Source organism: Actinophytocola sp. KF-1 (genome assembly GCF_054661535.1).
On sequence record NZ_BAAFVK010000016.1, the window covers coordinates 38,625 to 51,488 of the forward strand.

The 12,864-nt window shown below is 70.7% G+C and carries 11 protein-coding genes; 2 read left to right on the forward strand and 9 right to left on the reverse strand.

Annotation, left to right across the window (positions count from 1 at the left end):
- Window positions 1–34: 34 nt before the first annotated feature.
- A complete protein-coding gene (locus tag ACYQ77_RS37870; protein WP_459720731.1) occupies window positions 35–2,773 on the forward strand; it encodes an MFS transporter in 2,739 nt (912 codons plus the stop codon).
- On the opposite strand, the gene ACYQ77_RS37875 is transcribed toward ACYQ77_RS37870, so the two are convergent.
- The 3 genes from ACYQ77_RS37875 to ACYQ77_RS37885 form a co-directional block, all read right to left on the reverse strand.
- Window positions 2,770–3,207: a winged helix-turn-helix transcriptional regulator gene (locus tag ACYQ77_RS37875; RefSeq protein ID WP_459720733.1), complete on the reverse strand. Its 438-nt coding sequence runs from the start codon at window positions 3,205–3,207 to the stop codon at window positions 2,770–2,772. The genes ACYQ77_RS37870 and ACYQ77_RS37875 overlap by 4 nt on opposite strands.
- Window positions 3,208–3,562: 355 nt before the next feature.
- Complete coding sequence (locus ACYQ77_RS37880) at window positions 3,563–4,414, reverse strand: aldo/keto reductase (RefSeq protein WP_459720736.1); 852 nt, start codon at window positions 4,412–4,414, stop codon at window positions 3,563–3,565.
- 523 nt (window positions 4,415–4,937) lie between these two features.
- Window positions 4,938–5,939, reverse strand: a complete 1,002-nt coding sequence (locus ACYQ77_RS37885) for an LLM class flavin-dependent oxidoreductase (protein WP_459720738.1) — start codon at window positions 5,937–5,939, stop codon at window positions 4,938–4,940.
- Window positions 5,940–6,288: 349 nt separating this feature from the next.
- On the opposite strand from ACYQ77_RS37885, the gene ACYQ77_RS37890 reads away from it, so the two are divergent.
- On the forward strand, window positions 6,289–9,033 hold the full coding sequence (locus ACYQ77_RS37890) for an alpha-amylase family glycosyl hydrolase (protein WP_459720741.1): 2,745 nt from the start codon (window positions 6,289–6,291) through the stop codon (window positions 9,031–9,033).
- Window positions 9,034–9,295: 262 nt separating this feature from the next.
- On the opposite strand, the gene ACYQ77_RS37895 is transcribed toward ACYQ77_RS37890, so the two are convergent.
- The 6 genes from ACYQ77_RS37895 to ACYQ77_RS37920 form a co-directional block, all read right to left on the reverse strand.
- On the reverse strand, window positions 9,296–9,481 hold the full coding sequence (locus ACYQ77_RS37895; protein WP_459720743.1) for a hypothetical protein: 186 nt from the start codon (window positions 9,479–9,481) through the stop codon (window positions 9,296–9,298).
- Window positions 9,482–9,608: 127 nt separating this feature from the next.
- Window positions 9,609–10,400, reverse strand: coding sequence for an alpha/beta fold hydrolase (locus tag ACYQ77_RS37900; protein WP_459720746.1), 792 nt, complete (start codon window positions 10,398–10,400; stop codon window positions 9,609–9,611).
- Window positions 10,397–11,122 (reverse strand): SRPBCC family protein, encoded by a 726-nt coding sequence (locus ACYQ77_RS37905; RefSeq protein ID WP_459720748.1) that lies wholly within the window; start codon window positions 11,120–11,122, stop codon window positions 10,397–10,399. The genes ACYQ77_RS37900 and ACYQ77_RS37905 overlap by 4 nt, the downstream gene beginning before the upstream one ends.
- Entirely contained in the window at window positions 11,122–11,709 is a 588-nt protein-coding gene (locus tag ACYQ77_RS37910) for an ArsR/SmtB family transcription factor (RefSeq protein WP_459720750.1), read from the reverse strand. Before ACYQ77_RS37910 ends, ACYQ77_RS37905 begins: the two co-directional genes overlap by 1 nt.
- A gap of 54 nt (window positions 11,710–11,763) precedes the next feature.
- The gene (locus ACYQ77_RS37915; RefSeq protein ID WP_459720753.1) at window positions 11,764–12,474 is read right to left on the reverse strand and encodes an alpha/beta fold hydrolase; all 711 of its coding nucleotides are present in this window, start codon (window positions 12,472–12,474) and stop codon (window positions 11,764–11,766) included.
- A 56-nt stretch (window positions 12,475–12,530) separates the two neighbouring features.
- Window positions 12,531–12,851, reverse strand: coding sequence for a YciI family protein (locus tag ACYQ77_RS37920; RefSeq protein ID WP_459720756.1), 321 nt, complete (start codon window positions 12,849–12,851; stop codon window positions 12,531–12,533).
- Window positions 12,852–12,864: the final 13 nt, after the last annotated feature.

A 12,864-nucleotide genomic window follows, 5' to 3' on the forward strand; every position in this document is an offset into this window, starting at 1 on the left:
CACCACCTGTTGGCGGCGGAACGAGGACGGCGAAATGGGGCGTGCGGGCTTCCGCGATGTTCTCGCGATACGCGAGTTCCGCGCGCTGTGGCTCGCGGAGCTGCTGTCCGTCGCGGGCGACCAGCTCGCGCGGATCGGCCTCGCCGTGCTCGTCTACCGACATACCGGCTCGGCGGGCTGGACCGCCCTCACCTACGCCCTCACCTTCCTCCCCGCCCTCGTCGGCGGGGTTCTGCTGTCGCCACTGGCCGACCGGTTCCCGCGCCGCGAGCTGATGGCGGGCGTCGACCTCGGGCGCGCCGTCGTGGCCGGGGCCATGGCCATCCCCGGGCTGCCGTTGCCCGTGTTGCTCGTGCTCGTCTTCGTGCTCACGCTCGGCGGGGCGCCGTTCAAGGCCGCGCAGCAGGCGCTCCTCCCGACGGTCCTCGACGGCGACCGGTACGTCACCGGGCTGTCGTTGCGGACCGTCACGAACCAGTTCGCCCAGGTCGGTGGATTCCTCGGCGGCGGTGCGCTGCTGGTGGCGCTCGACCCGCACGTCATGCTCGGCCTCAACGCGGCGACGTTCGTCGTGGCCGCGGTGCTGGTCCTCACCGGCGTGCGGCACCGGCCGGCGCCGCGTGCGCCGGAGTCCCGGGAGCGGAACGCCGGCACGGCCCGGCTGATCTGGCAGGACCCGAAGCTGCGGGCGTTGATCGCCCTGTCGTGGACAATCGGGATCTTCACGATCCCCGAGGGCCTCGCCGCCCCGTACGCCGACACCCTCGGTGTGGCGGCCGTCGGCGTCGGGTTGCTGATGGCCGCCGACCCCGCGGGCAGCATCGTCGGCGCCTGGCTCGTGCCGAAGCTGCCGCGGGACCGGCGGCCCGCACTGACGTCGTGGCTCGCCGTCGCGGCGGGCGTGCCACTCGTGCTGTGCTTCTTCCAGCCACCGCTGGCCGTGGTGGTGTTGCTCTGGGCGATCTCCGGAGCGTGCGCCACCGCCTATCTGATCCTCGCGCAGGCGGCCTTCGTCGTCGGCGTCCCCGACCACCGTCGGGGTGCCGCGGCCGGGCTCGCGGGCGCGGGGGTGTTGTCGTCACAGGGCGTCGCGGTGCTCGCGGGCGGCGTCCTCGCCGACGCGACCGATCCAGTCCTCGCGGTCGCAACCGGAGGTGTTGCCGGAGTGGCGTTGACCGGACTCAGCGGCGCGTCGTGGCTTCGCGCCCGCTCCCGTAGAGCGAAATCACCCGAACGGGTGGGTGGGCGCGAGCCCGACGACGCTGAGAAGCACGGGAGGCTCACCAGTCCTTGTTCATCATCGAAGGCACCTCCTCCTCGGGACGGGGATGACGAATCCGACGTCAAGGCGTCTGACCAGGGCATGAGTCAGAGCGCTGTGGTCACCAGTCCTTGTTCGTCATCGTTCGCACCTCCTCCCGCGGGGACTGCCGCCGAGCACGGCAATGGGGGCGCTGATCAGGTGGTTTTCGCCCGATCGGCCCAACCAGCATCCCTTTCGACCACTGAGCGGTCCAGGGCACCGTGGCGATGGGCGCTGTGGGACGAGCCCGTGCGAGTGCTGGCGCTCATCCTCTTCGTGGAGGCCGCCGCGATCGGGCTCACGGCGTTCCTCGCCGGTCGTTCCGGCGTTGACCGGGACGCGGTCGTCACCCTCGGCATCATCGTCTTCCTCGGTGTCACGATGGGTGAGCTGTCGCGGCATGTCGAACGGGTGCGCCGCCGGTTCAACGACACCCCGCACGTGAACCTGACGTCGGTGTGGACGTTCTCGGCCGCGCTGGTGCTGCCGCCCGTGCTCACGCCGGTCGTGATCGTGCTGCTGTACCTGCACCTGTTCTGGCGCAGCTGGTACCGGGTGCGCGGGGTGCGGCCGTACCGGCTGGTGTTCACCGCGTCGACGGTGACGTTGTCCGCGCACACCGCGTGGGCGATCCGGCACGCGTTCGCGCCCGAGGACCTCCTCGCGTGGGACCGGCCGTCCGTGGTGATCGCGATCGCGCTGGCCGTCGTGGCCTACTCGTGCGTGAACTCGGGCCTGGTCGCGTGCGCGATCACGCTGCACGAGAAGCGGCTGGACCTGCGCAGGGCGCTCGGCACCGGCAAGGAGAACGCGCTCGAGTACGGCACGCTCGGCCTCGGCGCGATCACCGGCCTGCTGATCACATTCAACCCGCTGTGGGCGGTGATGATCGTGCCCGCGCTGCTGGTGCTGCACCGCAGCGTGCTGATGCGGCAGCTGGAGGAGGCCGCGTCGACCGACCAGAAGACCGGTCTGGCGAACGCGACGTCGTGGACGAACCTGGCCTCGGCCGAGATCCAGCGCGCGGCCCGCGACGACACGCAGGTCGGCGTGCTGATGGTCGACCTCGACCACTTCAAGGCGGTGAACGACACCCACGGCCACCTGGTCGGCGACCACGTGCTGCTGGCGGTCGCCGGGGTGCTGTCGTCGTCGGCGCGCCGGTACGACGTGGTCGGCCGCTGGGGTGGCGAGGAGTTCGTCGTGCTGTGCCCGGAGATCACGCAGGACGCGCTGCGCGGGATCGCGGAGCGGATGTGCGAACGGGTCCGTGAGCTGCGGGTCGACGTGGAGGGCACGGTGGTCGACGGGCTGTCGGTGTCCATCGGCATCGCGCTGTACCCGGAGTTCGGCCCGGAGCTGCAGGACGTGCTGCTCGCGGCCGACGACGCGCTGTTCGTCGCGAAGGACTCGGGCCGCAACCAGGTGCAGAGCATCGTGGCCGCCATCGGCGACCTCAACGGCACCTAACCGTCGGACTTCACCGCGGCCGCCTGTTGCGCCGCCGCCTCCTGGGCGGCCAGGTACGTGGCCCGTGCCTGCGACAGGTCGCCGCGGTGGTCCTCGGCCCACTTCGCGAGCGGCAGCAACGACCGCAGCAGCGACCGGCCCATCGGCGTCAGCTGGTACCAGGTCGACCCGAACCGGCTCGGCCGGTTGATCTTGACGACGAGCCCGTCGCGTTGCATGCGGTGCAACGTGTCCGTGAGCACCTTCTGTCGTAGTGGACGCTCATGCGTCACCCATCCGAGTCGCTCTTCCGTGCTGTTGATGTGTTCGAGCAACTTTGAGTAGGTCATCGGCCGAGCGGTGAGGGACGCGAGAACAGCGGTCACCCACTGCCCGGACAGCACGCCCATCGCCTCGTGGATGCCGTGCCGATACGGCAAGCTCTCCTCGTTCATCCCCGAGCCCCCTCCGGACATGGCGTTCGCACATCAAGTGTGCACGACGAGGAACTCTCCGTGTTCCCCCGTAGGCACTACGCCAAACGAGTGAACAGGGGTCAGCGTATCCGCAGGTCGCGGCGGCGCACCCGGGAGTCGGGCCGCTACGCACCTTGCAGTGTGCCGGGCGCTGCCGTGTACGAAGAGGGGGACCGCGCCAACTTCGGTTGCGGGTCGGGGAGCCGGGACGACGGTGGCGCCAAGACAATCCGAGCCGTGGGTGACCATCCTCACCCACGTTTGTCGGTGCCACCGTCGGCCTGCTCCGGCCGCCTGAGCCGCCCCTCAGGCGGCCGCTCCACGGATCTCTTGCTCAGGCCGCTGTGCTCACCGCCTCGTACTCGTCGTCGGTCAGCTCGATGCCGGCGGCAGCGACGTTCTCCTCGAGGTGCGCGACACTCGACGTCCCCGGGATCGGCAACATCACCGGCGACCGCCGCAACAACCAGGCCAGCGCCAGCTGCGACGGCGAGGCTGAGTGCCGCTCCGCCATCGACGCCAGCGGCCCCCGTTCCTTGGCGAGCTCGCCCGTCGCCAGCGGGAACCACGGGATGAACCCGATGTCCTGCGCCTCGCAGTGCTCCAGCACGTCCTCGGCCCGCCGGTTGGCGACGTTGTAGAGGTTCTGCACGGAGACGATCCGCGCCGTCCGCGCGGCCTCCTCGATGTCGGCGACCGACACCTCCGACAGCCCGATGTGCCGGATCTTGCCCTCCGACTGCAGTGCCGCCAGCTCACCGACCTGGTCGGCGACGGGCACCGTCGGGTCGATGCGGTGCAGCTGCAGCAGGTCGATCCGGTCCACGCCGAGGTGGCGCAGCGACAGCTCCACCTGCTGCCGCAGGTACTCGGGCCTGCCGAGCGCGGTCCACTGGTGCGGCCCCTGGCGCGTGAACCCGGCCTTGGTGGCGACGACGACGCCGTCGTACGGGTGTAACGCCTGCCGGATCAGCTTCTCGGCGACGAACGGCCCGTACGAGTCGGCGGTGTCGATGAAGTTGACGCCCAACTCCACGGCACGCCGTAAGACGCGGACGGCGTTGCCGGGGTCGTCGGGCTCGCCCCAGACGCCGTAGCCGGTGAGCTGCATGGACCCGTACCCCAGCCGCACCACGGGCAGGTCGCCGCCGAGCTGGTAGGTACCGGAAGCGGTCGCGTCAGTCATGCGGCCCACAGTAGGCCGCGCCCCCGACAGGAGCCCGCCGAGAAGGGCCGGTTGTCCACAGGTCAGGCAGTTGTCCACAGATCCGCGCAACACCCGGGAATTGTCGGTGCCCACTGGTAGAGCGTTGTGCAGAAGTGTTGATCTTGCAGACAGCGCATCAGCCCCGCCTGGCTAGGATCGTTTCCCTCTCAGAGAAGACGACTGACCAGGGCGGGGCTGTTGCGGCACGAGTCCACGCCGGGTCTTGATCATGCTTGGTTTCAGGAGCTGGTCGCCCGGATCCACCAGGTCCTGCCCAGTCACGGCACGGGCGGCCGCCGGTGCTGACGCTGGTGTCACCGCGGTCCAACGCGGGGCAGACGATGCCGGCGGACTGGTTCGGGATTCCCAGCCCGCGGTGTCGCGGATCTACCGGGCGATGTTGCCGCTGGTCGGGCAGGTCACCCGCCTGCACCGTCCACCCCCGCCGGAGGTGCTGGCCGGGCGCGGGGGGTTTTCGCTGGTCAGTGCGTTTGCGCGGGGGTCAGCTGGTCAGCTTCGGGGCGACCTTCTCCGCGACCAGCTCGTACGAGTGCGACCGGTCCTCGAGGTCGTAGACCATCGTCGTCAGCATCAGCTCGTTCGCGCCCGTGCGGGACAGCAGGTCACGCAGCTGCCGCTCGACCGTCTCCGGCGAGCCGACGGCCTGGTCGCGCCACCGGTCCTCGACGAACGCCCGCTCCAGGTCGTTGTACGGGTACTCGGCCGCCTCCGCCGGCGGGACCAGCGCCTCGGGCTTGCCGGTCCGCAGCTTCAGGAACGCCAGCGCCGACGGCCCGGCCAGCCAGTGCGCCTTCTCGTCGGTGTCCGCGCAGATGACGTTCACCGCGACCTTCGCGTACGGCTCGGACAGCCACCGCGACGGGCGGAAGTTCTCCCGGTACAGCCGCAGCGCGGGCACGGTGTTCGCCGAGCTGAAGTGGTGCGCGAACGAGAACGGCAGGCCCAGCATCCCCGCCAGCTGCGCCGAGAACCCGCTGGACCCGAGCAGCCAGATGGCGGGTTCGTTGCCACGGCCAGGCACCGCCTCGATGAGGTCGTTGTCGCCCTGGAAGTAGCCGATCAGATCGGACAGCTCCTGCGGGAAACCCTCCGCCGACAGCCCGGCCATCGTGCGCCGCAGCGCCAGCGCGGTCCGCTGGTCGGTGCCCGGCGCGCGCCCGATCCCCAGGTCGATGCGGCCGGGGTGCAGTGCCTCCAACGTCCCGAACTGCTCCGCGACCACCAGCGGCGCGTGGTTGGGCAGCATCACCCCGCCGGAGCCGACACGGATGGTCGACGTCACGGCCGCCAGGTGCGCGATCAGCACCGCGGGTGACGAGCTCGCGATGGACGGCATGTTGTGGTGCTCGGCGACCCAGATCCGCTGGTAGCCGAGCGCTTCGACGCGTCTGGCCAGCTCGGTGGTGTGGTGCAGCGCCTCGGTGGCGGTGGCGTCGCGGGCGGCCGGGGCGAGTTCGAGCACGGAGAGCGGTACCGGAGTCACGTACCACGGCAACCAGCGCGAGCGCTGGTTTCTTCCCGCCCGCTCGCACCGGCGCCGCGTGAACAGACGCACGTTGTCGTCCTGATCGTCGGCGGCCTGGCGCTGTGTGTGTTCTCGATCCAGCGTGGATCGTCGGGGACGCCCGGGCCACGCCGAACGAGAGTCCCATTCGCACACCCCAGGGGTCCCCCGGTTCAACGCTACCGGTGGGCACCGACAGTTCCGGGACGCCGCGGGACGGGTGTCCACATGAGGCGCCCGGCGCTTGAATTGGGCTGGTTGGCGCTCGCTGCGAGGCCCCGCGCACGGTTATCGTTCCCCGCCGGAACGAACCCTATGGAGGGCCACCATGTCAGTCCGTCGCGCCGCGGTGGCGCTTCTGGCTTCCCTGGTCGCGGCCGGGTTGGCGACCACGCCCGCCGTCGCTGACCGTGAGTATCGTGACGGGGGGCCGCAGGCACGGCACTCGCTGCGCGGGCCCGTCACCGACGAGAACTTCTACTTCGTCATGGCCGACCGGTTCGCCAACGGCGACACCGGCAACGACCGCGGTGGTCTCGCCGACGACCCGCTCGTGTCCGGGTTCGACCCGACCAAGAAGGGCTTCTACAACGGCGGCGACCTCGCAGGCCTGCGCGGCAAGCTCGACTACATCCAGGGCCTCGGCACCACCTCGATCTGGCTCACCCCCAGCTTCAAGAACAAGCCGGTCCAGCTCGAGGACGGGCCGTCCGCCGGCTACCACGGCTACTGGATCACCGACTTCACCCAGATCGACCCGCACCTGGGCACCAACGCCGACCTCGCCGCCCTCGTCGACGACGCGCACGACCGCGGCATGAAGGTCTACTTCGACATCATCACCAACCACACCGCCGACGTCATCGGCTACGAAGAGGGCGCGCGCAAGTCCTACACCTCCAAGGACGTCTCGCCCTACCGGACCGCCGACGGCACCGTCTTCGACGACCGCGACTACGCGGGCGGCGACAGCTTCCCCGCGCTCGACCCGGCCACGTCCTTCCCGTACACGCCGGTGCTCGACCCGGCCGAGCAGAACCTCAAGGTCCCGACCTGGCTGAACGACGTCACGCTGTACCACAACCGCGGCGACACCACGTTCACCGGCGAGAACTCGCAGTACGGCGACTTCTTCGGGCTCGACGACCTGTTCACCGAGAACCCGCGCGTCGTGGACGGGATGGTCGAGATCTACCAGAAGTGGATCGCCGACTTCGGCATCGACGGGTTCCGCATCGACACCATGAAGCACGTCGACGACGCGTTCTGGCAGCAGTTCGGGCCGCGGATCCTGAAGTTCGCGCACGAGCACGGCAAGCGCGAGTTCTTCATGTTCGGCGAGGTCTTCGACACCACGAAGAGCTACACCTCGCACTTCACGACCACGGACACGATGCAGTCCGTCCTGGACTTCCCCTTCCAGGACGCGGCACGGGACTTCGCGTCGGGCAGCGCGCCGACCGACGACCTGGCGACGTTCTTCGCCGACGACGACTGGTACACCGACGCCGACTCCAACGTCTACGAGCTGCCGACGTTCCTCGGCAACCACGACATGGGCCGCTTCGGCGGGATGGTCGTCGCCGACAACCCCGGCGCGGGCGACGCCGAGTGGGTGGCTCGTGACCGGCTCGGCCACGAGCTCATGTACTTCTCGCGCGGCAACCCCGTCATCTACTACGGCGACGAGCAGGGCTTCACCGGCCCGGGTGGTGACCAGGACGCGCGGCAGACGCTGTTCGCGTCGCGGGTGCCCGAGTACCTCGACGACGACCTGCTCGGCACCACCGCCACCCACGCCACCGACAACTACGACCAGTCGCACCCGCTCTACCGCACGATCGCGGGGCTCGCGTCGGTGACCGAGCGGCACCCGGCGCTGCGGGACGGCGTGCACCAGAGCAGGCTGTCGTCGCCGTCGGCGGGCGTGTACGCGTTCTCCCGCATCGACCGAGGGCAGCAGCGCGAGTACGTGGTGGCGCTGAACAACAGCGAGACGCCGAAGACCGCGGCGATCCCCACCTACGCGGCGAAGTCGAACTACTCGAAGGTGTACGGAACCGGCCCGAACCGGGTGAAGTCCGGGCGGGACGGCAAGCTGACGGTCACCGTGCCGGCGCTGTCGACCGTGGTCTACGCGCTCGACGGGCGCATCCCGCGCTCGCACGCCGCGCCCGCGATCGCGCTGAAGGCGCCTGCCGCGGCGGCGCAGGGCCGGGTGGAGATCGCCGCCGACGTGCGGGGTTCGTCGCTGTACGAGGTGTCGTTCGAGGCGCGGGTGGCCGGTGGCCGCTGGCAGCCGATCGGCACCGACGACAACGCGCCGTACCGCGTCTTCCACGACACGTCCGCGCTGGCCCCGGGCACGCCGGTCGAGTACCGCGCGGTGGTGCTGGACAACGGCGGCCACACGCGGGCGAGCGGCACGGTCCGCGGCCGCGTGCCGGAGCCGAAGCTGACCATCGAGGCGCCGGCCGAGGGCGGCGGCGTCCGCGGCACGGTCGAGGTGCGGGCGTCGGCGGACCCGGAGAAGGCGACACACGTGGTGTCGTTCGAGCGCAGCGTGGACGGCGGCCCGTGGACGGCGATCGGCAGCGACAGCACGTCGCCCGCGTACACCGTGTTCGACGACCTCGGCGCGCTGAACCTGGCGGCGGGCACGCCGGTGGCGTACCGGGCGACGCTGGGCGGGGCGCGGTCGGAGGTGCGGACCGTGCGGTACGCGGGCCCGCCGCTCGAGACGGCGACGCTGCGGTACCTGCGCCCGGCCGGTGATTACGGCCAGTGGGGCCTGCACATGTGGGGCGACGCGGTCGACCCGGCGGTGCTGGCGCAGATCGCGTGGGACAAGCCGTGGCCGCTGACGCGGATCGAGAACGGCTGGGCCGTGTACGAGATCCCGCTGGCCGACGACACCAAGCCGGTGAACTTCATCATGCACCTGCCGAGCGGTGACGCCGTCCCGGACACCCGCGAACCCGGCGGCGACCGCTCCTTCCGCCCGATCGACACCCCGGAGATCTGGATCAAGCAGGGCGACCCGACGGTCTACACAACCCAACCCCCGGCCTGACCCCTCGCGAGTCTCCCGTTCACGACCCGCGAGTCGCCCGTTCGGAACCCGCGAGTCGCCCTCTCAAGACCCGCGAGTCGCCCGTTCACGACCCGCGAGTTGGCGGTTCGGGTTCGCGACGTCCACTCGCGAAACGCCAACTCAGCGGTTCTGAAAGGGCGACTCGCGGGGTCTGAGAGGGCGACTCGCGGGGTTTGGGCATGGGAAAGGGCCCGCGGCCTTATGGTCGCGGGCCCTTGTGGACGAGGGGGACGGGCCGGGGTCAGGCGGCTCGGGAGGTCCCTGTCTCGTCGTGGTGTGCTGCGTGGTTGGCGCGGTACCGCTGCCACCAGGACTTGTGCGCGTGCTCTGCCGCGCGCCGGTGCGCCAGGGTGGTCTTCGGGTCGCCCAGGGCTCGCTCGACCCGGTAGTCCATCTCTGCCCGCAGCGCCTCAGGTGCCCAGTTCATCTCGTTCTCCTCGTCCGGTACTTCGTGCTGACAACGAGAAGATTCGTCCTGAGGCGGGCACCCCGGCATCGGACGATCACCCACACCCCGCCTCAGGACACCGCCTGAGGGTGGGTAAGGGCACCCCTTACCCCAGGAAGAACGACCTGAGGACGGGTGCGAGTGCCTTCGCCTTCACCAGGTGCGTCTGCCCCGGCACGGTCTCGTGCCGTGCGTTCGGGAGCACGCCCGCGAGCGCCGCCGCGCTGTTGCGCATGTAGGCCGGGCTCTTGCCGCCGTCGGCGACCAGGGTGGGCATGGTCGCGGTGGTCCAGCGGTCCGTCGGCAGCGGGCGGCCCTGCCGCAGGCCCTCCACCAGCACGAGGTCGTTGGGCAGCGTGTGCGCGACGCCCTTCAGCTTCTTCCACACCGGCATCAACTGCATCATGACGATCGCGAAACCGGGCACGTCCACCGATTTCATGAACGCTTTCACCGCGTCCCCTCGACGGTTTTCCGCGACCATCGCGCGCATTTCCGCGAGCGCCGATGCCGGGGCGGGTGCGTGGGTGTCGTCGACGATCAGCGGCGGTTCGTACATCGCGAGCTTCGTGACACCCACCCCCGCGTTCGCGGCCTCCAGCGCCAGCATCGCGCCGGACGACGCGCCGAACACGTGCGCCGTGCCGCCCGCCTGCTTGATGATCGCTTCGAGGTCCTCGACCTCGCGTTCCGGCGTGAACTCGGCGTCCGGGGTCGCGCCGCGGCCGCGCCGGTCGTAGACGTGGACGGTGAAGTCGGCGGCCAGTTCGGCGGCCAGCGGGCGGGACGGGCCGGAGTCGCGGAAGCACATGGCGCCGTCCACGATCACCAGCGGCGGGCCGTCGCCGGAGACCTCGTACGCGATCGCGGTGCCGTCCGCGGAAATTGCCGTGGTCATGTCAGGTCCTTCGCGTTCAGCCAGGCCACCCACGCCTTTTCGGTGGCGTCCTGGGAAATGTCGTGGAAGATGTGGTGGCAGGCCATCACGGGCCCGCGGAAACCACGCAGGAACCGGTAGATCGCGTCGTCCGCGCGGATGCCGATGACGTCCTCGTTCTCGTAGAAGACGACGCCGTCGACCGGCGGGAGGCCGTCGGGGGTGAACCGCACGCGGTCGCCGTCCCGGCCGATCGCCTCGACGAGCTTCGCGCGGGTGCGCGGCCAGTCGGTGATCATCGGGCCGAACGCCGTGACCGGTGTCGCGAAGCGCCCCGCGAAGTGGTTGAGGTACGTGGCGAGGGTGTGCATGAACAGCGCGCCGCCCCTGGACATGGCCTCGAACTCGTCCGCCCAGTCGTCGCCGGGCAGGAACCCGCTGTTCACGACGCGCAGGACGGTGCTGCCGCGGTCCCGGCCCTCGATGAGGAACTCGTAGGCGACGAACCGGCCGTCCGGCGCGGGCCCCGACTCGTAGGCGAGCCGCTTACCCGGCTCCCACCCCGAGATCGTGTGCTCCGGGGTGTAGCCGCCGAACGCCTGCCGCACGACCTGGCCCGGGTCGACGTCGTTGCGGCCCATGAACCAGGAGTCGATGCCGGGGCCGGTGGCGATGGCCGCCCACACCTCGTCGGGTGTCGCGCCGACGTGCAGTTCGTCGGTGGTGGCGAACTCCTTGCCCATCACGCCTCCTCGCCGACGCTCGGGTGGACCGCGACGACCAGCCGGTGCTTGCGACCGCCGGCGGCCGACTCGTCGTGGTACTTGCCGATCAGCCCGGTGACCGCGGTCGCCAGCTCCTCGGCGAACGCGGACCGGTCCTGGGCGCTCGCGAACCGGATCTCGCCCTCGACGGCGAAGGTCGCGACCCGCTTCCTGGCCTTGTCGGCGCCGGTGATGAGCGAGCCGACGTCCTTGACCAGCCGTGCCGCGAGCGCCAGCAGCCAGCGGGCCGACAGCCGGTCGGCGGACCGGTCCGGGTCGGGCGCGACGGCCGCCATCGCGACCGGCGAGATCACGTACGACGAGGCCGTGGCCTGCAGGACGCGCTCGGTCACGTTGCCCTTGCGGCGCTCCTCGACCAGCTCGACCAGGCCGTGCTTCTCGAGCGCGCGGAGGTGGTAGTTGACCTTCTGGCGGGGCAGGCCGACCCGGCCGGCGAGCGTCGTCGCCGAGCCGGGTTCGGCCAGCGCCGCGAGCAACCGGACCCTGATCGGGTCCAACGAGACCTCGGCGGCGGCCGGATCCTCGATGACGGCGACTTCGAACATGGGAGAACTCTCCCACCGACAATTTTGTTTGTCAAGACAGCTCAGTTTGTCGGTTTATGCGAAGGCCGTGCGCAGCGCCTCCCCCAGCACGACCGGGTCCACGTCGTGCGTCTGGCCCGGCAGGCGGACGGTCGTGGCGTCGGGGAGGTGCGCGGCCAGGCGGCGCGCCGCCTCGTGCATCCACTCCGGGCTCGCCCCGCCGGTCATGATCACCGTCGGGACCGTCGTGGTCGGGAGGCCGTCGAGGATCATCACCTCGTTGTCGTACCTGAGCGTCGGCGCCAGCACCGCCAGCGCGGGCCACGCGCGCGACTCGCGCATGGCCGCCAGCGCCTCCGCAGGCATGCCCATCACCGTGCCCAGGAACAGTTCCAGCGCCTCCGCCGGACTCGCCGTCGCGAGACGCGCCGTGTAGTCCGGGTCGGGTGCGGTGAGCGGCGGTTCGTACAGCGCCAGCCGCGTGATGGGCACGCCCGCCGCGGCGGCGCGCAACGCCAGGACGGCACCCGACGACATGCCGTACACCATCGCCGCGCCACCCGCCGCGTCGATCACCGCGGCGAGGTCCTCCACCTCGCGCGCCACCGCGTACGGCTGGGTGTCGCCGCTGTCGCCCCGGCCCCGGCGGTCGTACGCGTACACCCGGAACCCGGGCAGCGGCGGCGCCGAGCGGCGGTCGTTCAGGGCACCGCCCACGTACACCACCGCGGGGCCGTCACCGACCGGCTCCACCGCGATCGTCGTGCCGTCCTTCGAGGTCACCATGGGTTCTCTCCTTCCGTTCGCCGCACCGACGAACGGGGACCCACCGGATCGACACCTCAGAGCACCTGGCGCACCTCGATCATCCCGATCTTCGCCCACGGGTGGGTCGCCGCGACGCGCCGCGCCTCGTCCGCCGACTCGGCCTCGATCATCGCGAAGCCGCCCATCTGCTCCTTCGTCTCGGCGAACGGGCCGTCGGTCATCAGCACCTCGCCGCCGCGGACGCGCAGCGTGCTCGCCGTGTCCGGCGGGTGCAGGCCCACGGCCGTGACCAGGGCGTTCCGCGCGGCCAGCGCCTCCTGCCACTCGACGCAGCCGGGCAGGAAGTCCGGCACGGACGTGTCCTCGTCCGCGCACAACAGGAGCAGGAACCTCATGTCCGCGATTCTG

Bases quoted from the DNA above. Each gene is read 5' to 3' on its own strand.
- ACYQ77_RS37870 (WP_459720731.1), top strand. From the start codon at position 35: ATGGGGCGTGCGGGCTTCCGCGATGTTCTCGCGATACGCGAGTTCCGC.
- ACYQ77_RS37875 (WP_459720733.1), bottom strand. From the start codon at position 3,207: ATGAACGAGGAGAGCTTGCCGTATCGGCACGGCATCCACGAGGCGATG.
- ACYQ77_RS37880 (WP_459720736.1), bottom strand. From the start codon at position 4,414: ATGACTGACGCGACCGCTTCCGGTACCTACCAGCTCGGCGGCGACCTG.
- ACYQ77_RS37890 (WP_459720741.1), top strand. From the start codon at position 6,289: ATGTCAGTCCGTCGCGCCGCGGTGGCGCTTCTGGCTTCCCTGGTCGCG.
- ACYQ77_RS37895 (WP_459720743.1), bottom strand. From the start codon at position 9,481: ATGAACTGGGCACCTGAGGCGCTGCGGGCAGAGATGGACTACCGGGTC.
- ACYQ77_RS37900 (WP_459720746.1), bottom strand. From the start codon at position 10,400: ATGACCACGGCAATTTCCGCGGACGGCACCGCGATCGCGTACGAGGTC.
- ACYQ77_RS37905 (WP_459720748.1), bottom strand. From the start codon at position 11,122: ATGGGCAAGGAGTTCGCCACCACCGACGAACTGCACGTCGGCGCGACA.
- ACYQ77_RS37910 (WP_459720750.1), bottom strand. From the start codon at position 11,709: ATGTTCGAAGTCGCCGTCATCGAGGATCCGGCCGCCGCCGAGGTCTCG.
- ACYQ77_RS37915 (WP_459720753.1), bottom strand. From the start codon at position 12,474: ATGGTGACCTCGAAGGACGGCACGACGATCGCGGTGGAGCCGGTCGGT.
- ACYQ77_RS37920 (WP_459720756.1), bottom strand. From the start codon at position 12,851: ATGAGGTTCCTGCTCCTGTTGTGCGCGGACGAGGACACGTCCGTGCCG.